Below are 24,834 nucleotides of genomic sequence, written 5' to 3' on the forward strand. Positions count from 1 at the left end.
GGAAAGAAGTTTGAAATCGTAAAAAACTATGTTATGATAGAAGCAGAAATAAAGCTTGTACTTACAAAAGAAGCTTGAAAAGGGGGTATTTTTACATGGGAGAAGGTAAGATGAAAATGGTTAAATGCCTGGTATGCGGTGCCGTATTTGAGGAGGAAAATGAGGTTTGTCCGGTATGCGGTGTAGGACCGGAAAATTTTGTCCCTTATGAGGAGGAAGAAAGGAATTACCATAAAAACACGGAGGAGTTATACCTTATACTTGGTAATGGTGCGGCTGGTGTCAGTGCGGCTGAGGCGATTCGTGAAAGAAATTCCACCTGTTCCATTGTCATGGTAACAAAAGAGGACTGCCTGCCTTATTCAAGGCCCATGCTGACGAAATCCGTGATGGGAAAGGATGAAAGAGAAGAATTACTTCTTCATGATCCTGCATGGTACGAAGAGAAACGAATCTTAAACCTTACGGGAAAACAGGCGGAGAAGATCGATACCAGGGAAAAAGAAGTCACCTTTGATGACGGAATCCGGCTTAAATACGACAAATGCATCTATGCATTGGGATCGGAATGCTTCATTCCTCCGATACCTGGAAGTGAAAAAAATGAAGTGGTTGCCATACGCCGGCTTTCTGATATAGAGAAGCTTAATTCCCTCCTTTCCGAGTCAAAGCGGGCCGTGGTCATTGGCGGCGGCGTGCTGGGGCTGGAGGCAGCCTGGGAATTAAAAAGGACTGGCCTTTTTGTGACGATATTGGAGCATGGCGACCAGCTTATGAAGCGCCAGCTTGATGAGGAAGCCGGTGAGTTTTTAAGATCCATTATATTGGAAAAGGGGATCGATGTGAAATTCCAGGCAGTTACCCGGGAGATAGAAGGGGAAGAGAAGGTGACCGGTGTCCGCCTTGAGGATGGTACAGTTCTGCCTGCAGATCTGGTGGTCATATCCGCAGGAGTCCGGGCCAATGTATCTCTGGCAGAAGATGCAGGTGCTAAATCCGGGCGGGCAGTAATTGTTAATGAGCACATGGAAACCACGGTACCCGGCATATATGCGTGCGGGGATTGTGCGGAATATGAAGGAATCAATTATGCCATCTGGCCTCAGGCCGTGGAGATGGGTAAGGCAGCAGGGGCCAATGCCGCCGGAGAAAGGATTTCCTATAAAACCGTGACAGCAGCTCTCACATTTAATGGCATGGATACTTCCTTATTTGCGGTGGGCGACCCGGGTAAGGACCCTGGAAGAACCTATGAGGTGCGCCGGGAAGAGGACGGAGAGAAAAAGCTTTACAAGGTGTATTACTCTGTAGAAGGTAAGCTGACGGGCGCCATACTCATTGGCGATACGTCAGATATGGGAAGAATCCTGGAAGAGATTGAATAAAGGATTAATAAAGAGGTGCAAAGGTCTTTTGGGAGACTTTTGCACCTCTTTGATGTTATTCCACAGAGATATGATATTTTTCCAGCCAGTAGTTGATCTGAAGGATATAGGCGAGCATCTGGGGACCAGCCATGAGCTGTCCGTACCAGGGTTTTCCGTAATCGGAAGGACTGGCCAGGAGTTTTTCCAGTTTCTTTTCGTCTAAAAATTCCATAACCGGAGCGGAACCGCCAGCTATCATTTCCTCTACCCGTCTGGCTAAAAGCGCCTCGTAATTGGTATCATAGGTTTTGGGATACGGAGATTTCCTGCGGAACAGGATCTCATCAGGCAGAAGCCCCCTTCCGGACTGGCGAAGGAGACTTTTTACCACCCCATCCCTTGTTTTCATACCCCAGGGGACATTCCACACGTACTCGATGATCCGGTGGTCTGCAAATGGTACCCTGGCTTCGAGGCCGGAATACATGCTGCCACGGTCCATCCGGTTTAATAAGGTCTGCATAAACCAGCGGAGGTTCAGATAAGAAATCTCTCTTCTTCTTGTTTCTTTTGGATTATCTTCGGAAAGTACGGGAGTTTCCGCCACAGACTTTTCGTAAGCTTCCATAACATACTCATCCATTTTAAGATAATCCAGAAATTCATCCTTTAAGATGGCTTTGCGCGTTCCTAAGTCCATGGTCCAGGGAAAAGTCTGGGCTTTAAAGCATTCTTCCTTATGAAACCAGGGGTATCCTCCGAATATTTCATCTGCACACTCCCCAGTCAAAGCCACCTTATTAAACTGTTTGACCATGGAGCAGAAGTGGAGAAGGGAGGAGTCAATGTCTCCCATGGCCGGAAGGTCATGAGCAAGGACAGAATCATAAAGCCGGTCTGCCTGGGTGCCATTGTCACATTCCAGATAATGATGGTCTGAATCTAGAAATTTAACCATCTGGTCCACAAAGGGGCGGTCCTGCGAGGGCTGGAAGGTGCTGGCTTTAAAGAATTTATCATTGTTGACGAAATCAAAGGAAAAGGTAGTAAGCTGTTTGCCCTGTTTTTTCAGTTCTGCAGCACAGACTGCCGAAACCAGGCTGGAATCCACCCCTCCTGATAAAAAGGTGCAGATAGGAACATCGGAAACCATCTGCCGGCGGATGGAATCCTGAACCAGGAAGGAGGTTTTTTCAATGGTTTCCTCATAGCTGTCCTCGTGGGGCCTGCTAACCAGCTTCCAATAGCATTTTAAGTGGAAGCCGTCCTTAGAACAGAGAAGCATGTGGCCCGGAAGGATTTCATTGATTCCTTTAAAAACTCCGCAGCCGGAGGTATGAGCCGGTCCCAGGGAGAAAACCTCATTTAAGCCTTTCCGGTCTAAAACAGGACGTACGCCCGGATATGCAAAGATTCCTTTGAGTTCCGAAGCAAAGATAATTTCTCCATCCCGTATGGTGTAATAGAGAGGCTTTATGCCGGAACGGTCCCGGCAAAGGCATAAGCGTTCCCGGAATGGGTCCATGATGGCAAAGGCAAAAATACCGTTTAACTGTTTCACAAAATCAGGCCCGTATTCCATATATCCGGTTAAAATCACTTCTGTATCAGAGGTGGTGGAAAAGGAATGGCCCCGCTCCTCTAAGTTCCGGCGAAGCTCCTTTGTATTGTAAATTTCTCCATTGTACACAATTCCAAATGTTTTACCCGCCTCTGTTTTTGTTATGGGCTGGCGGCCGGTTGTTAAGTCGATAACAGATAAACGGGCATGAGACATACCTCCCTGAGGAAAGAGCCAGATCCCTGAATCGTCAGGTCCCCGGTGTTTTTGGGTTTCTGACATCTGTTCCAGGATGTTCTCATAATAAGCTTTATCTTTCTGGTAATCGTGGTCTGGATTGTAAAAACCAGCAATTCCGCACATGGAAATCCCTCCTTAAAGCTGGATTATCTATAAAAGGAAACAGGCAGCAATAAAAGTAGCAAGAAAGCCGATCATGACCGGAGGAAGATTCTTTCTGGCAAGCTCCAGGGGATTTACACTGCAGATGGCTGCAACGGGGATAAGCCCCCAGGGGACGATGGTACCTCCGCCGACAAAAACTGCGGCAATCTGCCCCAGAGTAGCCAGAATAGGAACCGAAGCTCCCACTGCTGTCCCAAAGGTATGGGCCAGGGAACCGGTAAGAGGCAGCCCGGAAAAACCAGAACCATCTAAGCCAGTCAAGCCTCCGATCACCAGCTGGAAAAATGCAGCCATATATTTGTTGAGAGGAACGTTGTGAGCCAGCCAGATAGCCCAGTCGTTCATAATTCCCCTTTGGAACTGCTCCCCCATGATAGAGGAGATTCCTTCTCCTCCTAAAAAGAAAAAGGCCCCGATGATGATGACGGGAGCAAAGATCCGTATGGCAAAAAGAAAGCCTTCCGTAACATAAGATGTTACTTTTTCCAGAGAATGCCTGCCAAAGCCTAAAATCGCTCCAATACACATAACTAAGACGGCTGTGCCGGAAACCATGCTGGTGGCGTCTCCACCCTTTAAATCAAAAGCCAGCATAAGAAAGATGTCGGCCAGGAAAAGAAGAGGGGTCAGGATCGCCATTATTACCGCGGCAATCCCGATATCATGGTGTTCTTCGGCATTCTGGATATGGACTTCCTGACAGCAGGCAGCGATTTCGCTCCTGTTTAACAGATATGCGGAAACCACGGTAACAATGCCCATTACCAAAAACAAAGGCCGCCCCTTGATCAGGATCTGGTCGGTGGTAATGGAGGCAGCTGCTGCGGAAATGGACGGAGCGCCCTGGATGACGAAATCGTAGCTTAAAGCAATTCCATGGCCGAATAAGTTCATGGCCATGGCAGCTGCCAGAGGATCCAGACCGGCTCTGACTGCAAATGGCAGCATGATTGCCCCAACCAGAGCCACGGATGGAGAAGGCCAGAGAAAGAGGGAAAATACCAGCATGGTACATCCAAGGATCCACCAGGTAAAGGTGGGAGTTTTCATGACCTTTGACATGGGAATCATCATCAGATAGTCGCTTCCTAAGTCTTTTAAGCATTTTGACAGGGCTGTGACCAGGGCAATGGTGGCGATGATATCCATAAACTCCCTGGAAGCATACAAGATGGCGTTGAATACAGTCATGATGCCTCCGGTCAGGGACTTAAGGCCTACAAGGCCTAGGAGGAAGAGAAAAAGGATGCAGACCAGGGGCGTATCCTTTCGCAGAACCATGACAGTCAGGATCACAATGACGCCGATGAGATAAATATAGTGCATAGGTGTGAGCACCAGATAAGGATCAAACATAGGAACAACTCCTGTGATAAGAATATATTCTATACTATGATAGAGAGGAAAGGACAGTGTGATTTTTTTTCGGGCAGAACTTGAAATTTTCCTGTCAGCCTTTTATACTGAGTTTTATAAAGGAGAGGCCTATGCAGATAACATCGGTACATATTAAAAATTTTAAATCCATACGGGATATGGAAATTCAAAATGTGGAAAATGCCCTGATACTGGTGGGGAAGAACAATACGGGAAAAACAGGTGTCTTAGATGCCATACGCGCAGCTGCAGGTGCTTATAAAGTTACGGAAGAGGATTTTAACGAGAAGAAGCAGAATATAGAGATCACCATGACCCTGGCAATTACGCAGGAGGATCTGGTTTCCTTTCACAGGGGAGGGGTGGTGAGCCAGTATAAGCGGTTTGATGCATGGCTCCACGATTTTGTAACAAAGCTGCCTTCCTACCGGGAAGGAAGCCTCACCTTTACCTATCAGGTAAACTGGAACGGGGTCGTCCGGTTTAAGGATGGATACCGGAAGAATAACCGGTATATCAGGGAGATTTTTCCCAGGCTTTATTACATTGACTCGGAACGGGATTTAAACCAGTTTCAGAATGATCTGCTGCTTTTCCAGGAGGATGACCAGCTCTCAAAGCTAAGGACCCACGTGTGCATGTTTGACAGCGCCAGGGAATGCAACCAGTGCTTTAAATGCATCGGACTCATTAACCAGAAGAAGCCGGAAGAATTGCAGATTTATGAGACGGCTAAGCTGCTGGAATATAAGATGTATCAGCTAAACCTAAATAATTTTGCCGAAAGGGTCAATGACAATTACAGAAAAAACGGCGGCTATGAGGAAATCCATTTTTCCTTAAACTGCAATCCATGTGAATTGTTTAAAGTAACAGCGGAAACTTATCATGTGGAAAGAGGAAAACTAAGCCCTATAAACAACTTGAGCAATGGTATGAAAAGCCTTTACATGCTGTCTCTTTTGGAGACTTATACAGAGGATGAAAAACGGATTCCCAGCATTGTCATCGTAGAGGATCCTGAGATTTTCCTTCATCCCCAGCTTCAGAAAATATCCAGTGAGATCCTTTACCGGTTATCCAAGAAGAATCAGGTGATTTTTACTACTCATTCACCCAGTATGCTGTTTAATTTTACCAGACGCCAGATCAGGCAGGTGGTGCTGGAGCGTGACGGTTATTCTGTTGTCAGGGAAAGAACTGATATAGATGCTATTCTGGACGATTTGGGTTATGGGGCCAACGATCTTCTTGGGGTCAGCTTTGTGTTTATTGTGGAAGGCAAGCAGGATAAGAGCCGTCTGCCGCTGCTGTTGGAAAAATATTATTCGGAAATCTATGATAAGGAGGGAAACTTATCCCGGATCTCCATTATCACCACCAACAGCTGTACCAATATAAAGACGTATGCAAATTTAAAGTATATGAACCAGGTTTATTTAAGGGATCAGTTCCTGATGATCCGGGATGGGGACGGAAAGAACCCTGAGGAGCTGGCAGGCCAGCTTTGCCGGTATTATGATGAACGCAGTCTGGAGGATATCGACAAGCTTCCAAAGGTCACCAGAAAAAATGTGCTTATATTAAAGTACTATTCTTTTGAAAATTATTTCCTGAATCCCAAAATCATGGCAAAGCTTGGAGTGGTGGAAGATGAAGATGCATTCTACCGGACGCTGTTTGATAAATGGAAGGAATACCTTTACCGGTTAAAGAGCGGAAAGCAGTTTGTGGAGGCAGTGGGGAAGGATATGGAATCCCTGGAAGATTTAAAGACCCATATGGAGGAATTTAAGATCTATATGCGGGGGCATAACCTGTATGATATTTTTTATGGGCCATATAAAAAGAAGGAAGGGGAGCTGTTAAAACAATACATTGATCTGGCTCCCCGGGAAGATTTTAGCGATATTTTAGATGCGATTGATAAGTTCGTTTACTTTGAAAGCAGGAAGGCATAGGGAAACGTCTATATTTCGGGATCGATTTCCCAGTCTCTGAAATAGTATTTCATATCCCGCTCGCCGATTTCTCTTATAACACGGCATGGGCTTCCATAGGCTACCACGTTGGCGGGGATATCCCTGGTCACAACACTTCCGGCTCCGATTACGCTGTTTTCACCGATCCGGACGCCTGGAAGGATGATGGCTCCGGCTCCGATCCATACGTTGTCCTCAATGGTAACGGGGACGTTAAACTGGATCTGCCTTTTTCGGATATCGGGGCGGATGGGATGAGCGGCTGTGTCTACCACAACGTTTGGACCGAACATGACGTTATTTCCTATATAGATATCGGCGTCATCCACTAGGGTTAAATTAAAGTTTACATATACGTCATTGCCCATGTGAACGTGACTTCCCCAGTTGGCGTGAAGCGGGGGTTCTATGTAGCAGTTTTTTCCGATTTCGGCAAAAAGCTTTTTTAAGATTTCCTGCCGCTTTTCGCCTTCGGATGGGCGGGTCTGGTTGAAGTCATAGAGGATTTCCAGATAGCTGGTTTGTTCCGCGATCAGGGCATCATCAACACAATTATAGAGTTTTCCGCTTCTCATTTTTTCTTTTAAATCCATGTAAACCTCCTTGGTAAAGGGGCTGTCGGGCAGACAGCCTCTTTTTTCTTTATTATACCTTGCGGATCTTTAAATGTCTATGTGATCAGATGATTGGCGGTTGGCAACGGTATATATGGCTGTTGGGTTAAATGTACCATAAGTCCGCAGTGCAGCTCGCGAAACCTGCGGTTTCGTTCGCTCACGGGCATTCGCCCTATGAAATAGGCCATGAGAAGATTTTCTTATGTGCAAGCACAACGAAAATCTTTTCATGGCCTATCTCGCACTGCTCATTGCAAAAGTGCAAGAAAGTGCTACTACTTGGACAAATAAGCGCACGCTTTTTTCAGGCATGTATATTATAATCAGAATAGAGATCTTTCGAGGAGGTATTAGGATGAAGTATTTGATTGGAATTGATGTGGGGACATCGGCAACAAAGACCGTCCTGTTCGATGAAACGGGCGGTGTGATTGCTTCTGCATCCAGGGAATATCCCCTTTATCAGCCTAAGAATGGCTGGGCGGAGCAGAAGCCGGAAGACTGGAGAGATGCGGTTCTTGATACCCTTTCCCAGGTCATAACGGAGTCAGGAGTTTTAAAAGAGGATGTGAAAGGAATCGGTATCTCAGGCCAGATGCACGGACTTGTGATGCTTGATGAAAAGAATGAGGTGATACGCCCCTCGATTATCTGGTGCGATCAGAGAACCGCAGCCGAAGTGGAAGACATGCTTTCCATTATGCCAAAAGAGCGCTGGATTGAGATTACTGCGAATCCGCCTCTTACCGGCTGGACGGCAGCCAAGATTTTATGGGTAAGGAAGAATGAACCGGAGAACTATAATCGGTGCAGGCACATCCTCCTTCCCAAGGATTATATCCGTTACATATTAACCGGAGTTTTTGCCACTGAGGTTTCCGATGCCAGCGGAATGCAGCTTTTAGATGTTCCCGGAAGATGCTGGTCCGAGGAAGTTTTATATAAGCTGGATATTAATCCAAAGCTTTTGGGAGAGGTTTTTGAATCCTGTGAGGTTACGGGAACACTCCTTCCTGAAATCGCAGAGAGAACCGGCCTTTCGGAGGAGACAAAGGTCGTGGGAGGCGCCGGAGATAATGCGGCAGCTGCAGTCGGAACAGGGGTTGTGAAAGATGGAACTGCCTTTACCACCATAGGAACTTCCGGGGTTGTGTTTGCTCACAGCAGCCAGGTTACCATTGACCCGAAAGGAAGAGTCCATACCTGCTGCTGTGCAGTTCCGGGAGCATGGCATGTCATGGGAGTGACCCAGGGGGCGGGGCTGTCCTTAAAGTGGTTTAAGGATAATTTCTGCCAGGACTATGTGGAAGAAGCAAATAAACAGGGAATTGATGTTTACGATCTCATCAACCGGGACGTAAGCCAGGTGGAAGCAGGAAGCGATAAGCTTATTTACCTTCCATATTTAATGGGGGAGAGAACTCCTCATCTGGACCCGGACTGCCGGGGTGTGTTTTTTGGACTTTCTGCCATCCATACGAGAAAGCATATGCTGCGGGCCGTAATGGAAGGAGTTTCTTATTCTCTCAGCGACTGCAATGATATCCTCAATGAAATGGGGATCCGGGTAGGAGAGATGATGGCATGCGGCGGCGGCGGAAAGAGCCCGGTATGGCGTCAGATGCTGGCGGATATGTATGACTGTCATGTAAAGACCGTGGCTCAGACAGAAGGACCGGCTCTGGGAGCCGCTATTCTGGCAGGAGTTGGTTGCGGTATTTTTGAGAGCGTGGAAGCTGCCTGTGATGCCCTGATCTCTGCGGATAAGACTACAGGACCGGAGGAAAATCAGGCCGGCCTTTATAAGAAATACCATAAGTTATATAAAGAACTGTATGAGGATTTAAAGGGCAGCTATAAGAAACTTGCAGCTTTGTAATTTAAGACAAAGGAAAACAGGAGGGTGAAGATATGCGTTTTTTTATTGATACGGCAAATGTAGAAGAAATCAGATCGGCCAATGAAATGGGGATTATCTGCGGAGTTACCACAAATCCTTCCCTGATTGCAAAGGAAGGGCGTGATTTTAAGCAGGTGATCGGGGAAATCGCATCTATTGTTGACGGACCGATCAGTGGAGAAGTAAAGGCCACCACGACTGATGCGGAAGGCATGATAAAGGAAGGCCGGGAAATCGCGGCGATCCATCCGAACATGGTCGTGAAGATTCCCATGACGGTAGAAGGCTTAAAGGCAGTAAATGTACTGAACGCAGAAAATATCCCAACCAACGTTACCCTGGTGTTTTCCGCTGCCCAGGCGCTTTTGGCAGCAAGAGCCGGAGCCGCCTATGTTTCCCCATTTTTGGGACGTTTGGACGATATCTCCATGCCGGGAATCAATCTTATTGAAGATATTATGGAGATATTCCAGATACACGGGATTGAGACGGAGATCATTGCAGCCAGCGTACGCAATCCGATTCATGTGATCGATTGTGCCAGAGCAGGTGCAGATATTGCAACGGTGCCGTATAAGGTGCTGGTTCAGATGACACAGCACCCGCTCACAGACCAGGGCATTGAAAAATTTAAAAAGGATTATCTGGCTGTATTCGGAGAATAGAAAAGGAGAGGTAAAAACATGGGATTAACAATCAAACCAGTGACAGATCCTGCCTTTCAGACTTATGGGAAAGTGGTTACAGGATATGATGCAGGGGAACTGTTGGAAAAGATGAAGGAGACGCCCCTTCCGGAAGATGTGGTTTATGTTCCTTCCGTAGTAGAATTAGAGGAGTTGGCGGTTTCTAAGGAGATTGAAAAGAAGCTCTATGGCCAGCTGCCCATTCAGGTAGGTTACTGCAACGGCCACAATAAGAAGCTGAATGCGGTGGAATACCACAGAAGTTCAGAGATCAATATTGCTGTGACGGATCTGATCCTGATTTTAGGAAGGCAGCAGGATATTACCCCGGATCATACATACGATTCAGGCAAGATGGAAGCATTCCTCGTGCCGGCAGGAACTGTGATCGAGGTTTATGCCACGACCCTTCATTATGCGCCATGCCATGCGGAGGAAGACGGTTTCCGATGTGTTGTGATCCTGCCAAAGGATACCAATACTGATCTGGAACCGGCAGGAGAAGCAGTGAATGAAGAAGACAGACTGCTGTTTGCTAAGAACAAATGGCTCATTGGACACAAAGAGGGCGGACTTCCGGAACATGCTTATATTGGAATATCAGGAGAAAATCTGTCTATTTGACAAATGCTTAACAATAAAATCAACAGGCATATAATCCAAAGGAACATGCCTGAATAACAACAGGAGGAGTTATAGAATGAATAATATCCCAGAAATAAAAGTAGGAATTGTAGCAGTGAGCAGGGACTGTTTCCCGGAAACGTTATCAGTGAACAGAAGAAAAGCGCTGGTGGAGGCATATAATGCAAAGTATGATGCCGCCAATATTTACGAATGTCCAGTATGTATCGTGGAAAGCGAGATCCATATGGTTCAGGCTCTGGAGGATGTGAAGAAAGCCGGCTGCGATGCACTGGTCGTTTATTTAGGAAACTTCGGACCTGAGATTTCAGAAACCCTTCTTGCAAAGCATTTTGACGGACCGGTTATGTTTATCGCAGCAGCAGAGGAGAGCGGAGATGACTTAACCCAGGGACGCGGGGATGCGTACTGCGGAATGTTAAATGCAAGCTATAACTTAAAGCTTAGAAATATTAAAGCGTACATACCGGAATATCCGGTTGGAACAGCTGAGGAATGCGCCGACATGATCGAGGAATTCCTTCCCATTGCCAGAACTCTGGTAGGACTTTCCCAGTTGAAAATCATAAGCTTCGGCCCGCGCCCCTTAAACTTCCTGGCATGCAATGCCCCGATTAAACAGCTGTATAACCTGGGCGTGGAGATTGAAGAAAACTCGGAGCTGGATTTATTTGAGGCTTTTAATAAGCATGCAAACGATCCAAGGATCCCTGATGTGGTAAAGGATATGGAAAAGGAGCTGGGAGAGGGTAATCAGAAGCCGGAAATTCTTCCAAAGCTTGCTCAGTATGAACTCACCCTGCTGGATTGGGTGGAGGCCCACAAGGGATACCGGAAATATGTAGCCATTGCAGGAAAATGCTGGCCGGCATTCCAGACCCAGTTTGGCTGTGTTCCCTGCTATGTAAACAGCCGTCTGACAGGAATGGGCATCCCGGTTTCCTGTGAAGTGGACATTTACGGAGCTCTCAGTGAATTCATCGGAACTTGCATCAGCATGGACGCCGTAACCCTTCTTGATATTAATAACACGGTTCCTGCCGATATGTATGATGGAGATATTAAGGGTAAGTATGATTATACCCACCAGGATACCTTTATGGGCTTCCATTGCGGAAATACCTGCTCCAGAAAGCTTTCTTCCTGCTCGATGAAATACCAGATGATCATGGCAAGAGCGCTTCCAGAGGAGGTTACTCAGGGAACCCTTGAGGGCGATATCGCTCCTGGTGATATAACATTCTTCCGCCTTCAGAGCACAGCAGACAATTTACTCCGCGCATACGTTGCTCAGGGAGAGGTGCTTCCTGTAGCCACCCGTTCCTTTGGTTCCATCGGAGTTTTCGCCATTCCGGAAATGGGAAGATTTTACCGCCATGTGCTGATCGAAAAGAACTTCCCTCATCATGGAGCGGTTGCTTTCGGACATTATGGCAAGGCTATATTTGAAGTATTTAAGTACCTTGGGGTAGAAGAGATTGGATTTAATCAGCCAAAGGGAATGCTTTATAAATCAGAAAATCCATTTGGTTAAATAGGTTATAGAACTTAGCTGTCACCCAATAAGGAAGTATCAAGGAGCATTCAAATTGGGCAGCCGGCAAGCAGAATATAACAACAAAAGGCGGACCATCGGCGTAAAGCTGATAGTCCGCCTTTTAAGTTGAGAGGAACAGGGCGAAGCCATGACACGTGCAACAGGGGTTCCAAAGGAATGCCCTAAATGATTATACGATTCGCCTGCTCTTTTTTTCGTATATCACAACGGTTACAATTGAAACAAGAACAAGAATGGAATTTGCGGCAATTGTTCCCGCCCAAGTCATAGTCGTGGTACCAAAAATGGGTGATGCTGCATTGAACATGGTGTGGAACAATATACACATAAACACACAGCCTTTTCCTGATATCTTGTAAATTGCCCCGTTGAAGAAACGAAACGCCATGAGTTGGACTGCAAACATCCAAAAGTTAATGAGTCCCTCTCCATGATTCGTCCCCGGAATGAAGAAGAGAGGGATATGCCATAAAGTCCAAATGATTCCAACAAAAACAGCAGATAAAACAAAGCCATATTTTTTGTCAAGCTCAGGCTGCAATATGTACATCCAGCCAGATTCCTCCATGCCACCGATAATAAGGTTACCAGGCAGGGATAGAAAGAACGTATAAAATGGAAGCACCATTTCTACGCGGCCCGAAACTGCAATATGTGTCAAAAAATACAGTGCAAGCCCTGCAACAACGAACAAATAGATAGATATGTTATTTTTGGCGTAAAAAACAGTTTTCAACCATTCCTTAAAATCCGCTATTTTATTATTTCTCTTCAGAACGATATATGAAGCAATAGCGGGTGACAAAATATAGATTGCAAATGGAATATTCATCCCGAATTGCTGTAGCGTGTGGACCCAATTGTGAACGGAATATCCAAATTGCCCAAGAGCAATCAAAGTACCTGACACAAGATAGGCTATGGCAAATGTCAATATCGTAAATTGTACTGTGATTTTTTTGTTTGTCACGATTTCATCACCTCACATTTTGAAGTATACATTAAATTTTTCCCGCCCTTCCCCATTTTGTTTTTCTAACCTCATTATACCACACCTTACCACAAGCTGGAAATTTTCGTTTTTAAAAAAAGTCATTATCTACGCTACCGGCAAGAGCAGCGGTAAATGGGGACAGCAGTTAGATATCCATTACAACTCCATTACAATTAGGTCAGTGTGGTTGAACTACCGGGTATGAATGGAACAAACAGCAAATCGGCATAGTCAAGACTGACTATGCCGTGTGCTTTAAAATACTTTTTTATTGAAGGGGCGCAGGCCTCTTCTGACAAGCTTTGATAGCAGCTATAAGGTTATGCCCGGTAAATCGGGACTCGCTCGCTATGAGCAAGCATCAAAGCGGATTGTGAATATCCGATTGACTAGATAATACCTTTCATAACCAGGACAGCCAGAATACAGGTTACTAAGATGATTCCTGCAGCAAGGGTCATACCAAGATTGAAATTCCGCTTTTTTGGTACATCCGTTGAAGCCGGAATCATGAGATTGGATTTTCTCAACGTGGTGACTAACGGCTTATAGATAAGAAGCGTCAGGGCTGTGTTGATTCCTCCCTTTAAAAGGTTAAAAGGGACAAATGCAGGGAGCAGAAGTTTTACCACGGCTTCCCTTGGATATCCCATATAAATTGGGGTGATAAGGTAGTTCCACAAAACCATGACCAGGGTCATGAGTAAGGTACCTGCCACCATGCCAAGGAATGCACCCAAAAGGGAATGGCGTTTCTTATAGAGGTAAGCCGCCGGACAGACAAATGCCACCGTGGAAAGAACGTTCATGATCAGTCCGATGATTCCGGTGCTGCTGATGGTAAACATCTCAACAAAAGACACAATAACGGAGATCATTGCTGCTGACATTGGCCCGAATAGGAAGCCGCCGGTAAGAATAATAACATCCTTAGGCTCATACTCCAGGAAAGGCAGCATGGGGATCAGAGGGATCCGGATCGCCACAACGGCTACAAAGGCCAGCGCACAAAGCATGGCCATGAGGGTGAGTTTACTTGTTTGCTTTGTCATATTCATGGTAAAGCCTCCTGAAAAATAAGTAACACCTGAAAGTATGCCTTTCAGGTGTTAAAAATAAACAGGTGTATTATCACTATTTAACACATCTTCTTTCATCCAGACTATACTGTCGGTATTGGAATTACACCAATTCTGCGCAATTGCGCTCGCGGACTTTACCGCCGGTCGGGAATTTCACCCTGCCCTGAAGACAACTATATTCAAATGTTCTTGAATTATTATAACATTTTAAAAAATAAATGCAATATTTTGTTGCAATTTTTTTAATGCTTTGCTATAATAGCGGACATGGGGGTATAGCTCAGCTGGGAGAGCGCTTGAATGGCATTCAAGAGGTCATGGGTTCGAATCCCACTATCTCCACTTAAATAATAAGCCGCAGGCATGAATGATATGCTCCCTTTTAGGTAGACAGTTGAAATAATAAAGCTGTTTATCTAGAAGGGAGCATTTTCTATGAACAAATGTGGCTTTAACCGTTATTTTAACCGTAATCTGGTTTTCTAGAAAAAACATAGGCCTCGCCACGACCTAACTGCGCTTTTGGGGAATCCGAATCACAGCATCTACACATACAGAAGTGATTTGCTTGCTGGAGAGTACTATATAAAAAACAACTTGTTAAATAAACGCTATGCGGTGAAGAAGGAGAAAGCAAATGATTTATTATCATGTAGATGTGTTTAGTTCTGAAATTCTGTCAGGGAATGGCTTGACCGTTATATTTCATGAAGAAGATATGAGTGTGCAATTTATGCAGGCAATTGCGCAGGAGTTCAAGCAATTTGAGACTATTTTTCTCAGACAGACCGGAGAGAAGCGTTTTCGCGCTAGAATCTTTACTGTGGAAGAGGAATTGGATTTTGCCGGGCATCCGATTTTAGGAGCCATGGCAGTAATTCACGAGAGACTGTATGCAGAAATACAAAACGCAACCGCAGTTTTTGAGTTAAACAATAAAACCTTGCAAGCGGAATCAGTAAAAATGGAAGGCTATTTTCAAGCTACGATGAATCAGGGGGTACCCGGATTTTTGGGAACTGTTGAGGGTGAATTGGTCAATATGTTTTTGCATGCACTAAATCTTACAACAGACCATCTTCATCCCACGCTTCCAATGGAGGTTGTTTCAACTGGATTACCATATTTGATTGTTCCTCTTGCTTCAGGGTTAGAAAAGGCAAAAATCATTACCAAAGACTTTGAGGAACAATTAGAGAAAATTCAAGCTAAATTTGTTTATTTGTTTAGTGTAGATAGAATGGAAGGTCGTACTTGGGATAACAGAGGATTGATCGAGGATGTAGCAACCGGCAGTGCAGCTGGTCCGACTGGAGCTTATTTCTATAAATGGAATATTTACAATGCTGATGAAGATATATTAATTAATCAAGGTGGTTTTGTAGGAAGACCCAGCAAGATAAAAGTATTTGCGGATCAATCCACAGGACACATTAAGGTGGCCGGAGATGTTAAGATAATTGCGAAAGGACAACTTTTAATTTAAATATACGCTACTACCAAGGTCTCACTAGATTCAAGAAGTATCTTTTTCATACATTCCACACATGTGGAGACGTGTTTTGCCTTGTTTTTATTTGAGCTTTATATATTAAAAAGACAATGATTTTGTATCTGTGCGTCAGCTACAAAAAAAGGACTCCTATGAATTGATTTTCATAGAAGTCCTTAACTTTTAACTTATTAACTCTTTTTTCCATCGTTTCTTTTTAAGACAACATGATCTGAATGCCCAAGAAACATCGGTACCTTTTCAATATAAACATCACTGGTATCAAGTCCAAACCAGTTCGTTGGGGAAGCGGTAAATTTCTGTATGAAGAACTTGGTTCTTAACAGAAGAGAGTCCCAGGCGGATAAAGAGGATTCATGGGAAAGGATTTCCTGAATAAACACAAAGCGGAAATCTCCCAGGCTGCGGTTAGGTAAAATGGAGTATGTGCTGGTCTGTGGTTCTATTTCCTTATTCTTTACCAAATCTGTTGATATCTGCCTTAAAAAAACATTCAGACTCTGATCGATGCGGAATCCAAGCTTTAAATCTATTTTCATAATATTGGACGTATTAAAGTTTTCAACCGCATATTCAGCCTGATAAGGTTCATCTGTTACAGAAACGTTTACAAACCAGTAGACGTCCGCTTTTTTGGGGCGTTTATCTAAAAGGAAGTACATGATTTTACGTTCGATTTCCTTTGGTTTAGAACAGTTACTTAAGCATACAAGGTTGCTGGCGTATTTTGGAACTTCTGGATCAGTACATAGCTGGCTTAGCTGCGGAATGTAGCTTTTAATCGGTACATACTCCACGTAGCGCATCTTTATAATATGAGACCTGTCCCAGAGATACATAACAAATAAGATGGTAACTGCAATAATGACAGCAACAAATCCACCATGGAAAAATTTAAGAATGTTTGCCAGGAAGAAAGAAACTTCAAAACTCATAAAGAAAACAAGCATGATGACCGCAAGCACAATGGGTGTCTTTTTCTTCAGCATATAGTTAAATAACAGAATGGTTGTCATAAGCATGGTAACTGTTATGGCAAGACCATACGCGGATTCCATTTTCTCGGAACTTTGAAAGTAAAGAACGATTCCGATACAGACAAAGCATAAAATCCGGTTGATTGCAGGAATGTAAAGCTGGCCCTTTAAATGGGAAGGATATAACGTATGAAGTTTTGGAAACAGATTCAGTTTGATTGCTTCCGATACAAGGGTAAAGGAACCTGAAATCAAGGCTTGTGATGCGATAATGGCGGCAAAAGTAGAAATTACGATACCATATATCAGCATACCATGAGGGATCATCTGATAAAAAGGATTGATGTCCTCTATTAAGGCATGAGCAGGATTACCTTTTGCAGATAAAACCCATGCACCCTGTCCAAAATAGTTCAGCAATAAACATATTTTAACAAATGGCCATGTAAAATAGATATTTTTTCTTCCTACATGTCCCATATCCGAGTAGAGTGCTTCTGCTCCGGTAGAACATAAAAATATGCTTCCCAGAATAAAAAAGCCAAGCTTGTTATCGTCGCTGAACAGGATATTGATTGCATAATGAGGGGACAATGCGCGCAGCAGGAATGGATTTCCCACTAAATTGATAATACCAAAAAAAGCCAGGCTGCAGAACCATAAAAACATAATGGGACCAAACAGTTTTCCAATAAATTCAGTGCCTATATGCTGGATAAAAAACAGGACGCAGATAATGAAAATAACAAGTAAAACAATATTTTTCTGGCTATTGCCAAAAAGATCTTGAAAGACTGGGAGCAGTTTGAGTCCCTCAACGGCTGATGTAACGGTTACTGCCGGTGTCAGCATTCCATCAGCTAGCAGTGCAGAACCTCCGATCATGGCAGGTATGATCAACCACCTGGAACGGCTTCTGACAAGTGTATAAAGTGAGAAGATGCCACCTTCTCCATTGTTGTCTGCCTTTAGTGTAATGCAAACATATTTTATGCTTGTTAAAATCGTGAGTGTCCAGAATACCAGAGATAAGGTCCCCAGAATAAAATTTTCTGAAACATGTTGGATTCCGCCATTCCCGAAAATAACGGATTTCATAACATAAAGCGGTGAAGTACCGATATCTCCGTATACGACACCTAATGTTACCAGAGTTCCTCCAAGTGTTAATTTTGAAATGTCAGAGTGTTTTGATGATAATTCCATGATATCCCCTTTGCTATATTTTGCTTTTTTGTAAAAAAGTCAAAAAAAAACCCCTGCTGTAACATAAACATTACAACAAAAGTCTTGTTACTTCGTTGCGATGCAGATTATAGTATGCTTAAAAAGCGTTGATTATAATCGTATTGATGCTATCGCAAACACTTATTCAGTGCAAACTACTCCCTTTTGATATGGGTATTTTACAAGAAAGAATTAGGTATGTCAAATTAAATATTCCTTAAGCTGAATGCGAAGCTGTTAAATTGTGCAGGATTTGGCGGCAGACAGCATCAAGTACTTCTTTCTGCTAATGTGAAGCCATTGGTCCTGATTATTGTATGCTAGCACTAATCCTCCTTATTTTCAATAGTTCCTATGAAATATATTTGCTAGACAAATGTGAAAGCCTCTTATTTAATCATAATTATAAATCGCTTATAAGGGGAATTTTGTAAAACGTATGGAAGACTGACCGGATAAATGGGTTGATTGTATTTATGTCAGCAGTAGCAATGAAAAAGTACTTAAGTGTGGAGCGAAATGGAGAGAATATATGAGAAATATGGTTTTAATGATCTTAGATGTTCAGAACGCATTGATTCAGGCATACCCTTACTATGAGCAGAATGTAATTGATAATATGAATAAACGGATTGCTTGTATATGCCAGACTGCGACACGATACAGGGACTCAATGGGGAACAAAGCGCTATATGAACATGGAGCATCTGAAAGAATTGGATCTCCAGAACCAGTCTAATATCATAGCCGGCTGTCTACCGGCTACTCATCTCCAATAATTCAAGCGATTTTCTTCGCAATATTTCGTTCTTATACATGTTGATTCGAATTTCTTGATTTCTCGCCAAGAATCATGAGAAACATACTTAGAGGCATTGAGCCATGGAGGAATCTCACAGTCGACCAGATGGAAAATGTCAGGATTTATAAATCCGTGATGATTGGTAATTGATACTTTTTATCTGCAATCAAAAATAGTCTTGGCTGCAAGATATTTCCCGAAATCATCCTTCCACTTTTGGTGAATCTCTGATGAATCCCATACATTCAGAATCTCCGGTTCAAAAACCATTTGTATCATTAAATCATGGCGGTTTGCCCTGTCAATACAAGATGAAAACGTCTGAACCTGTTGGATTCCAGGTATCTCAGTTGCACGTAAAAACAGATCATTAATTTGGCTGATTAATTCTTCTTTATTAGAAATAGTATCTAGAAATTTTACAATGATATAGTGTGTCATAGTGCCTCCCTATTATATAGTTTTATTTTATAATAGCACATTTTATAGTTATTGAAAATAAAAGTTTTTTATTATGGCAGAAAGAGGAGAATACAAAATAGTAAATTAATTAATAGTCAAAAATATTATGCCGGGGCGGTTATAGTCCGATGATTCTGCAAAATAAAAGAAAATCCCTCAAGCTGGTCCAGTGATTGGTCTGTCAAATTATGAATTTTAAAATATTTTGTTGAAATAAATAAAAAATTAACAAACTTAATGCAGATATTTCGTGCTTATTAAGAGGAATATTGATAATATTGCGAAAATAAGATATAATTAGTCAAAATTCTAAAGGAGGAAAGTCTATGTATAATATTCTGATTGGTGGTGCTGCCGGGCAGGGCATTGACACCACGGTCGCAATTCTGGAAAAGCTGCTGAAGCATTCCGGATATTATATCTATACCACCAGAGATTTCATGTCCCGCGTGCGCGGCGGGCACAATTTTTCCCTGCTTCGCTTCGGGACGGAGGAAATAACCTCACACAGCGATGTTTTGGATGGGATTGTAGCCTTAAATGAGGAAACCATTGATTTGCATAAGCATAAACTGACGGCCAAAGGATTTATATTATGTGACAGCAGCTTTGCTTATCCGGATGAGGATTCCAGAATTATTAAGCTTCCCATGAATAAAATAGCGAAAGAACTGGGGAATGTGAAGGCTTCCGGCAGCGTGGCGGTGGGCGCGGTATTGAAGCTCTTTGGCGAGCCATTTACATATGCAGGTGAAGTCATGGCCAGTGTCATGAAGAAAGAGATCCTTGAGGTCAATGTAAAGGCGGCTGAAGCAGGCTACACAGCCGTTGATGCGAAATTTAAGCATCTGGATGGCGGCTATAAGGAATACATGCTCATTTCTGGCAGCAAGGCCCTGGGACTTGGTGCGGTGGCCGGTGGGCTTAAGTTTTATTCCGCTTATCCCATGTCTCCTTCCACGGCTGTTTTGGAATATCTGGCTTCTGTGGGACATGAGGCTGGGATCGTGGTGGAGCAGGCGGAAGATGAGATCGCTGCGGTCAATATGGCATTGGGTGCTTCCTTTGCGGGAGCAAGGGCCATGACCGGGACCAGCGGAGGCGGCTTCTGCTTAAAGGTAGAAGCGCTGGGATTTTCCGGCATTGCGGAGATTCCTCTGGTGGCCGTGGATGTGCAGAGACCCGGCCCGGCGACCGGTCTCCCCACAAGAACAGAGCAAAGCGATTTAAAGTTCGTTATTTCTGCATCACAGGGGGAATTCCCCAGACTGGTCATAGCTTTGAGAAATCATGAGGATGCTTTTTATCAGACTTTCCGGGCGCTGAACCTGGCTGAAAAATACCAGATTCCCGTCATACTGCTCAGTGATCAATATCTGGGAGATACAACGGCTTGTGTAAAGCCCTTTGACACATCCGGGCTGGAACTGGTCAGCCATGCAAATGAAGCAGAAGGGGAGTATCTGCGTTACAGGATAACGGAGGACGGTATCTCTCCCAGGCTTATCCCGGGACTGACCAGCCATCTTGTGGCCGCTGACAGTGATGAGCATGATGAAAGAGGCTGGATAACGGAATCGGCAGAAGTCAGGAATCAAATGGTAGATAAGAGGATGAGAAAATTAAAGGGCCTTATCCAGGAGCTGTCGGAGCCGGAGTTTATGGGAGAAGAGCAGTGCGAAATCCTTCTCCTGGGCTGGGGGTCTACCTATGGTCCCATCAGGGAGGCCGTATCCCTGCTGAATAAAAGCGGGGATGGAAGATATGGAGCTTTGGTATTTGGAGACATTTATCCCCTTCCTCAGGAAAAACTGAACATCTATGCAAAGGGCAGGGCCTTAATCAACGTGGAACAGAATGCCACGGGCCAGTTGGCCTCTCTCATAAGGGAGCAGACAGGCATAGAATGCCATAAAAGCATCTTGAAATATGACGGCAGACAGATATCCGGAGAAGAAATTGCAAAGCAGGTGTTGGAAGGAGGTTCCAAGTAGATGGATAAATTCACAACTTATGAAACAGCCTGGTGTCCGGGGTGCGGAAATTTCTCCATATTAAACAGTCTGAAAACGGCGTTGGAGGAGCTGGGCATAGAGCCAAATAAAGTGCTGATGGTGGCAGGAATCGGTCAGGCAGCGAAAACGCCTCAGTATTTAAGTGCCAACAGCTTCTGCGGGCTTCACGGAAGGGCACTTCCGGCTGCAGTTGCCGCCAAGATTGCCAATGAAGAGCTCACTGTCATAGTAAATTCCGGAGACGGGGACTCTTACGGTGAAGGAGGCAACCATTTTATTCACAACATAAGAAGGAATGTCAATATCGCACATTTTGTTCATGACAATCAGATATACGGCCTGACCAAGGGGCAGGCATCGCCCACCAGCGGTGAAGGGCTCATTACGGGAGTTCAGACCGACGGCAACAGAAATACGCCCTTAAATCCAGTGCTCCTGGCCATTGCTTCGGGAGCGGGATTTGTTGCGAGAGGCTTCAGCGGTGATTCAAAACAGCTGGTGAGCATCATGAAGGAGGCCATCCTTTATCCAGGGTATGCGTTTGTGGATATCCTGCAGCCCTGCATCAGCTTCAACAAAATCAATACCTTTGCCTATTATAAAAATATGGCGGCGCCTCTTGGAGACGATTATGACCCCACGGATCGGCTGGAAGCCATTAAAATATCGATGGAAGTCAGTGAAAAAATCCCCACCGGCATCCTCTATCGGGAAGAAAAAATGGAGTTCCATAGAAAAAACAGGCTTTTAAAAGACGGACTGCCACTGATAGAACAAAAAACAGAGGAAAGCGTGCTCAAGGACCTGATTCACAGCTTTATATAATTCTATGAAATAAGCTTGCTGCATTATTTCCTATAACTGTATAATCTTAACAATCATGAATATAATGTAATAAAAAAATTCCTGGAAAAAGCCAATGTTCTATAATAGTAATGGGAGAAAAATCAGCTCCTGCAATGAAGACAATGGTTTTACGGAAAGGTATTTGAATCCATCTGATATTTATATTGTCACAGGTTATCAGATAGAAGTATTTATAAAAAGTCTTAATTCTCCGATTGGGATGGTTTTTAATGAAAACGGGGAGATCCTGGTGGCTGATTCCGGTTTGGCTACCGGAAATCCCCGGATATTGCAGATGATCAATGGTCAGTTTGAAACGATCGCAGATGATTTTATTACCCCCATATCAGGGATTAATTATTTAAACGGTGTAATCTACGTATCTCACAGAGGATTTATCACAAAGATATACAAAGATGGTACAAGGCAGAATATCATTATGGGGCTGCCCAGCAACGGCGATAACTATAACAGCCCGGTCACCTTTTCTCCGGATAATAAGATGTATTTCGGGCAGGGAACGGTGACTAACAGCGGTGTCGTTGGGAATGACAATGAGTGGGTGACAGTTTCTCCTCTTCTGTGTGATTACACAGGAGATTACACTATGCTTTATGGACAAAACTTCGCAACAAATAACATACTGACAGAAGGCTTACCCGATGATATCGCTTTAACGGGTGCTTTTTCTCCCTATGGCATTCCCAATATAGAGTACGAGATCAGAAAGCGGTATATCAAGGCGTCAGGAAGTATTCTAAGGGCAAATCTGGACGGCTCCAACTTAGAACAGGTCGCATGGGGATTCAGAAATCCTTCTTACCTAAGATTTGACTACAGCGGGCAGTTGTATGCGGTCAATAACGGTTATCAGGCAGTGGGAAGCAGGCCCATCGAGAATGCTACGGATGATTTTTATTATATTACACCTAATTTGTGGTATGGATGGCCGGATTATTCCGGTGGCGAACCCGTAAATTCGCCGCGTTTTACCCCTAGCGGAGGTGTACAGCCTTCTCTTCTCTTTAAAAATCAGCCCAATATTCCCCCAAGGCCTTACGTGACTTTTCCGCCCAATTCCTCTATAAGAGGGTTTGAATTTAACTATAATCCCAAATTCGGTCCTTATGGGGATGTGTACATCGCTGAATATGGCAGCACCATACACTCCCAGGTCGGCGATACCATATCTTATGCGAATGCAGGACACAGAATATCCAAAATCGATATGAAATCCAGGACCATCAGCACGTTTGCCATCAATCGGACGGGGTTTCCGTCCTCTTTGTCAAACGGAGGTGGTCTTGAGAGGCCGGCCCATCTGTTATTCGGTCCTGACGGAGCAATGTATATCGTAGATACCGGACTGAATATTCAGGGGAACCCGGATGTGTTTATTCCGAATACAGGGGTCATCTGGAGAGTGACCCGGACGGATTAGTGCAAAAAACAGTACCTTCGAAAAAGAAAGGAATAGAATGATCCAAATTTTCTTTCTTATATCCATCGCTATATGCTTTTGGAGTTCCAGACAAGTGCACACCCGACATAACGGGAGAGCTCTTGAATGGCATTTAAGAGGTCATGGGTTCGAATCCTACTATCTCCATTTATAGGCCGCAGGCATGAATGCCTGCGGCTTTAATTTTATCTAATAGAGACTGGACATTTGATAAGAAGCAAAGACAAATAATGAAAGGTATATCTTCAGCTATCGGTATCCCATATCGAAACAAATTCTGTCGGTTCAAATCACCGCTGAAGAATGTGAACCGCAAAGCCTCCGACTTCCTCTTCAAAATAGATTACAATCATTTTATCATTATTGAATTTTGCAGAGGCTTCATTGAACTTATAACCTGCTGTTTCAAAATAATTTTTTGCACGGACAATGGAGTTGGTGGAGATAGCGATATGACCTTTCGTACCGAAGTAAGGAGGCTTCATACATTCAATGGCAGTACCGGCGAATACAGAACCGGCTCCTGATTTTTTTTGAAATCCGAACATTGCTTCAAATATTCCCGCTGTTTTTTCTGCTTCCTCATCGGTACTTAAGTTTATTCCAATATGAGTGAATTCGAAACCCAGCATAGTCTGGATGGCCTTCGTTGTCAGATCGCGTATTTTTTCAGATTCCCCTGCCTGGATCAATTCCTGTTCCACCATCAAGCTGCAGGCCAGAATATTATCGAAAGCCGGATAGGAACTGCTGTTTTTCTCATTTATGCCGTCAGCCGGAATGAAGTTTATGTGATTATAGGATGAATACATGGTCTGGTTCATATGGAGGCCCCCATCCTGTCCGGCAGAGGAAACTATTACAGCGTCAAGCCCAAATGAAATTGCCGTTTCAACATCAGCCGGAGTGGAAACACCCGGTATTACTGGTATAGCCCTGTCCATACAATATTTTACAACAGATGATGAGAACTCCGGACTAATGATAAATTTTGCTCCTGCATTAACTGCGAGACTGGCCTGTGCGGCTGTCAGAATGTCGCCGGCTCCGATCAGCATTTGGGGAAACCGTTCAGTCATTATGCGAATGGATTCTTCGGCTGCATTGGTGGAGAGGGGAATTTCTACACAGTGAATCCCCCCGCCGCAGAGAGCCTCTGCAAGAGGAACCGCGTTTTTTACATCATCAAGTACTGCAACCGGCATAATGCCGATTTTATGAATCCTATTCAGAATTTCATTCATAGTTGAACTCTCCTTAATTGCAATAATTTATAGTATTTTATTTATCCTGATTATCTAAATTATACTCACATCTTTATCGTTGTCAACAAAAAGGCATAAAAAACGCTGTATA

19 protein-coding genes, 1 tRNA gene and 1 riboswitch are annotated in these 24,834 nt (G+C 44.0%); of the genes, 12 read left to right on the forward strand and 8 right to left on the reverse strand.

Going from position 1 to position 24,834, the window contains the following annotated elements:
* Positions 1-110: 110 nt before the first annotated feature.
* Positions 111-1,385, forward strand: a complete 1,275-nt coding sequence (locus BMX69_RS03335; RefSeq protein WP_242941345.1) for an FAD-dependent oxidoreductase — start codon at positions 111-113, stop codon at positions 1,383-1,385.
* Positions 1,386-1,440: 55 nt separating this feature from the next.
* Here the strand turns inward: BMX69_RS03335 and asnB are convergent, their stop codons facing one another.
* Entirely contained in the window at positions 1,441-3,291 is a 1,851-nt protein-coding gene (gene asnB, locus BMX69_RS03340) for an asparagine synthase (glutamine-hydrolyzing) (RefSeq protein WP_100041554.1), read from the reverse strand.
* A 27-nt stretch (positions 3,292-3,318) separates the two neighbouring features.
* Positions 3,319-4,689, reverse strand: a complete 1,371-nt coding sequence (locus BMX69_RS03345) for a hypothetical protein (RefSeq protein ID WP_054789378.1) — start codon at positions 4,687-4,689, stop codon at positions 3,319-3,321.
* A 131-nt stretch (positions 4,690-4,820) separates the two neighbouring features.
* On the opposite strand from BMX69_RS03345, the gene BMX69_RS03350 reads away from it, so the two are divergent.
* Complete coding sequence (locus tag BMX69_RS03350) at positions 4,821-6,671, forward strand: ATP-dependent nuclease (protein ID WP_100041555.1); 1,851 nt, start codon at positions 4,821-4,823, stop codon at positions 6,669-6,671.
* A gap of 8 nt (positions 6,672-6,679) precedes the next feature.
* Here the strand turns inward: BMX69_RS03350 and BMX69_RS03355 are convergent, their stop codons facing one another.
* Positions 6,680-7,285 (reverse strand): sugar O-acetyltransferase, encoded by a 606-nt coding sequence (locus BMX69_RS03355; protein ID WP_100041556.1) that lies wholly within the window; start codon positions 7,283-7,285, stop codon positions 6,680-6,682.
* A gap of 379 nt (positions 7,286-7,664) precedes the next feature.
* On the opposite strand from BMX69_RS03355, the gene xylB reads away from it, so the two are divergent.
* The 4 genes from xylB (at position 7,665) to BMX69_RS03375 (ending at position 12,074) form a co-directional block, all read left to right on the forward strand.
* Positions 7,665-9,188 (forward strand): xylulokinase, encoded by a 1,524-nt coding sequence (gene xylB, locus BMX69_RS03360; protein ID WP_100041557.1) that lies wholly within the window; start codon positions 7,665-7,667, stop codon positions 9,186-9,188.
* A 32-nt stretch (positions 9,189-9,220) separates the two neighbouring features.
* Positions 9,221-9,874 carry a fructose-6-phosphate aldolase gene (gene fsa, locus BMX69_RS03365; RefSeq protein ID WP_054789379.1) on the forward strand — a complete coding sequence of 218 codons (654 nt, stop codon included), beginning with the start codon at positions 9,221-9,223 and terminating at the stop codon, positions 9,872-9,874.
* A gap of 18 nt (positions 9,875-9,892) precedes the next feature.
* Positions 9,893-10,519 (forward strand): DUF4867 family protein, encoded by a 627-nt coding sequence (locus tag BMX69_RS03370; protein WP_054789380.1) that lies wholly within the window; start codon positions 9,893-9,895, stop codon positions 10,517-10,519.
* Positions 10,520-10,595: 76 nt separating this feature from the next.
* A complete protein-coding gene (locus BMX69_RS03375) occupies positions 10,596-12,074 on the forward strand; it encodes an L-fucose/L-arabinose isomerase family protein (RefSeq protein WP_054789381.1) in 1,479 nt (492 codons plus the stop codon).
* A gap of 193 nt (positions 12,075-12,267) precedes the next feature.
* Here the strand turns inward: BMX69_RS03375 and BMX69_RS03380 are convergent, their stop codons facing one another.
* Complete coding sequence (locus BMX69_RS03380) at positions 12,268-13,068, reverse strand: CPBP family intramembrane glutamic endopeptidase (RefSeq protein ID WP_100041558.1); 801 nt, start codon at positions 13,066-13,068, stop codon at positions 12,268-12,270.
* Between the two features lie 413 nt (positions 13,069-13,481).
* The gene (locus BMX69_RS03385) at positions 13,482-14,150 is read right to left on the reverse strand and encodes an ECF transporter S component (RefSeq protein ID WP_100041559.1); all 669 of its coding nucleotides are present in this window, start codon (positions 14,148-14,150) and stop codon (positions 13,482-13,484) included.
* 83 nt (positions 14,151-14,233) lie between these two features.
* A riboswitch (FMN riboswitch) is annotated at positions 14,234-14,349 on the reverse strand.
* Positions 14,350-14,443: 94 nt separating this feature from the next.
* On the opposite strand from BMX69_RS03385, the gene BMX69_RS03390 reads away from it, so the two are divergent.
* A tRNA-Ala gene (locus BMX69_RS03390) sits at positions 14,444-14,516 on the forward strand.
* 295 nt (positions 14,517-14,811) lie between these two features.
* Positions 14,812-15,660, forward strand: a complete 849-nt coding sequence (locus tag BMX69_RS03395) for a PhzF family phenazine biosynthesis protein (protein WP_100041560.1) — start codon at positions 14,812-14,814, stop codon at positions 15,658-15,660.
* Between the two features lie 197 nt (positions 15,661-15,857).
* On the opposite strand, the gene BMX69_RS03400 is transcribed toward BMX69_RS03395, so the two are convergent.
* Positions 15,858-17,870 (reverse strand): KUP/HAK/KT family potassium transporter, encoded by a 2,013-nt coding sequence (locus BMX69_RS03400; RefSeq protein WP_100041561.1) that lies wholly within the window; start codon positions 17,868-17,870, stop codon positions 15,858-15,860.
* 553 nt (positions 17,871-18,423) lie between these two features.
* Here BMX69_RS03400 and BMX69_RS03405 point away from each other — a divergent pair.
* Positions 18,424-18,630, forward strand: coding sequence for a hypothetical protein (locus tag BMX69_RS03405; RefSeq protein ID WP_054789382.1), 207 nt, complete (start codon positions 18,424-18,426; stop codon positions 18,628-18,630).
* A gap of 219 nt (positions 18,631-18,849) precedes the next feature.
* On the opposite strand, the gene BMX69_RS03410 is transcribed toward BMX69_RS03405, so the two are convergent.
* Positions 18,850-19,134 (reverse strand): hypothetical protein, encoded by a 285-nt coding sequence (locus BMX69_RS03410; protein ID WP_054789383.1) that lies wholly within the window; start codon positions 19,132-19,134, stop codon positions 18,850-18,852.
* Between the two features lie 347 nt (positions 19,135-19,481).
* On the opposite strand from BMX69_RS03410, the gene BMX69_RS03415 reads away from it, so the two are divergent.
* The 3 genes from BMX69_RS03415 to BMX69_RS03425 all read left to right on the forward strand — a co-directional run bounded on the left by BMX69_RS03415 (position 19,482) and on the right by BMX69_RS03425 (position 23,457).
* Complete coding sequence (locus tag BMX69_RS03415) at positions 19,482-21,149, forward strand: 2-oxoacid:acceptor oxidoreductase subunit alpha (RefSeq protein WP_054789384.1); 1,668 nt, start codon at positions 19,482-19,484, stop codon at positions 21,147-21,149.
* The gene (locus BMX69_RS03420; RefSeq protein ID WP_100041562.1) at positions 21,150-21,995 is read left to right on the forward strand and encodes a 2-oxoacid:ferredoxin oxidoreductase subunit beta; all 846 of its coding nucleotides are present in this window, start codon (positions 21,150-21,152) and stop codon (positions 21,993-21,995) included. It abuts the gene before it with no gap.
* 94 nt (positions 21,996-22,089) lie between these two features.
* Positions 22,090-23,457: a PQQ-dependent sugar dehydrogenase gene (locus BMX69_RS03425; RefSeq protein ID WP_197678657.1), complete on the forward strand. Its 1,368-nt coding sequence runs from the start codon at positions 22,090-22,092 to the stop codon at positions 23,455-23,457.
* 311 nt (positions 23,458-23,768) lie between these two features.
* Here the strand turns inward: BMX69_RS03425 and eda are convergent, their stop codons facing one another.
* On the reverse strand, positions 23,769-24,722 hold the full coding sequence (gene eda / locus BMX69_RS03430) for a bifunctional 4-hydroxy-2-oxoglutarate aldolase/2-dehydro-3-deoxy-phosphogluconate aldolase (protein WP_054789385.1): 954 nt from the start codon (positions 24,720-24,722) through the stop codon (positions 23,769-23,771).
* Between the last annotated feature and the right edge of the window lie 112 nt (positions 24,723-24,834).

The sequence above is a fragment of the Lacrimispora sphenoides JCM 1415 genome (genome assembly GCF_900105615.1).
Taxonomy (GTDB): domain Bacteria; phylum Bacillota; class Clostridia; order Lachnospirales; family Lachnospiraceae; genus Lacrimispora; species Lacrimispora sphenoides.

What these genes read in the sequence shown, in the direction of transcription:
- BMX69_RS03335 (WP_242941345.1), top strand. Translation starts at nt 111, where the DNA reads ATGAAAATGGTTAAATGCCTGGTATGCGGTGCCGTATTTGAGGAGGAA.
- asnB (WP_100041554.1), bottom strand. Translation starts at nt 3,291, where the DNA reads ATGTGCGGAATTGCTGGTTTTTACAATCCAGACCACGATTACCAGAAA.
- BMX69_RS03345 (WP_054789378.1), bottom strand. Translation starts at nt 4,689, where the DNA reads ATGTTTGATCCTTATCTGGTGCTCACACCTATGCACTATATTTATCTC.
- BMX69_RS03350 (WP_100041555.1), top strand. Translation starts at nt 4,821, where the DNA reads ATGCAGATAACATCGGTACATATTAAAAATTTTAAATCCATACGGGAT.
- BMX69_RS03355 (WP_100041556.1), bottom strand. Translation starts at nt 7,285, where the DNA reads ATGGATTTAAAAGAAAAAATGAGAAGCGGAAAACTCTATAATTGTGTT.
- xylB (WP_100041557.1), top strand. Translation starts at nt 7,665, where the DNA reads ATGAAGTATTTGATTGGAATTGATGTGGGGACATCGGCAACAAAGACC.
- fsa (WP_054789379.1), top strand. Translation starts at nt 9,221, where the DNA reads ATGCGTTTTTTTATTGATACGGCAAATGTAGAAGAAATCAGATCGGCC.
- BMX69_RS03370 (WP_054789380.1), top strand. Translation starts at nt 9,893, where the DNA reads ATGGGATTAACAATCAAACCAGTGACAGATCCTGCCTTTCAGACTTAT.
- BMX69_RS03375 (WP_054789381.1), top strand. Translation starts at nt 10,596, where the DNA reads ATGAATAATATCCCAGAAATAAAAGTAGGAATTGTAGCAGTGAGCAGG.
- BMX69_RS03385 (WP_100041559.1), bottom strand. Translation starts at nt 14,150, where the DNA reads ATGAATATGACAAAGCAAACAAGTAAACTCACCCTCATGGCCATGCTT.
- BMX69_RS03395 (WP_100041560.1), top strand. Translation starts at nt 14,812, where the DNA reads ATGATTTATTATCATGTAGATGTGTTTAGTTCTGAAATTCTGTCAGGG.
- BMX69_RS03400 (WP_100041561.1), bottom strand. Translation starts at nt 17,870, where the DNA reads ATGGAATTATCATCAAAACACTCTGACATTTCAAAATTAACACTTGGA.
- BMX69_RS03405 (WP_054789382.1), top strand. Translation starts at nt 18,424, where the DNA reads ATGAGAAATATGGTTTTAATGATCTTAGATGTTCAGAACGCATTGATT.
- BMX69_RS03410 (WP_054789383.1), bottom strand. Translation starts at nt 19,134, where the DNA reads ATGACACACTATATCATTGTAAAATTTCTAGATACTATTTCTAATAAA.
- BMX69_RS03415 (WP_054789384.1), top strand. Translation starts at nt 19,482, where the DNA reads ATGTATAATATTCTGATTGGTGGTGCTGCCGGGCAGGGCATTGACACC.
- BMX69_RS03420 (WP_100041562.1), top strand. Translation starts at nt 21,150, where the DNA reads ATGGATAAATTCACAACTTATGAAACAGCCTGGTGTCCGGGGTGCGGA.
- BMX69_RS03425 (WP_197678657.1), top strand. Translation starts at nt 22,090, where the DNA reads ATGTTCTATAATAGTAATGGGAGAAAAATCAGCTCCTGCAATGAAGAC.
- eda (WP_054789385.1), bottom strand. Translation starts at nt 24,722, where the DNA reads ATGAATGAAATTCTGAATAGGATTCATAAAATCGGCATTATGCCGGTT.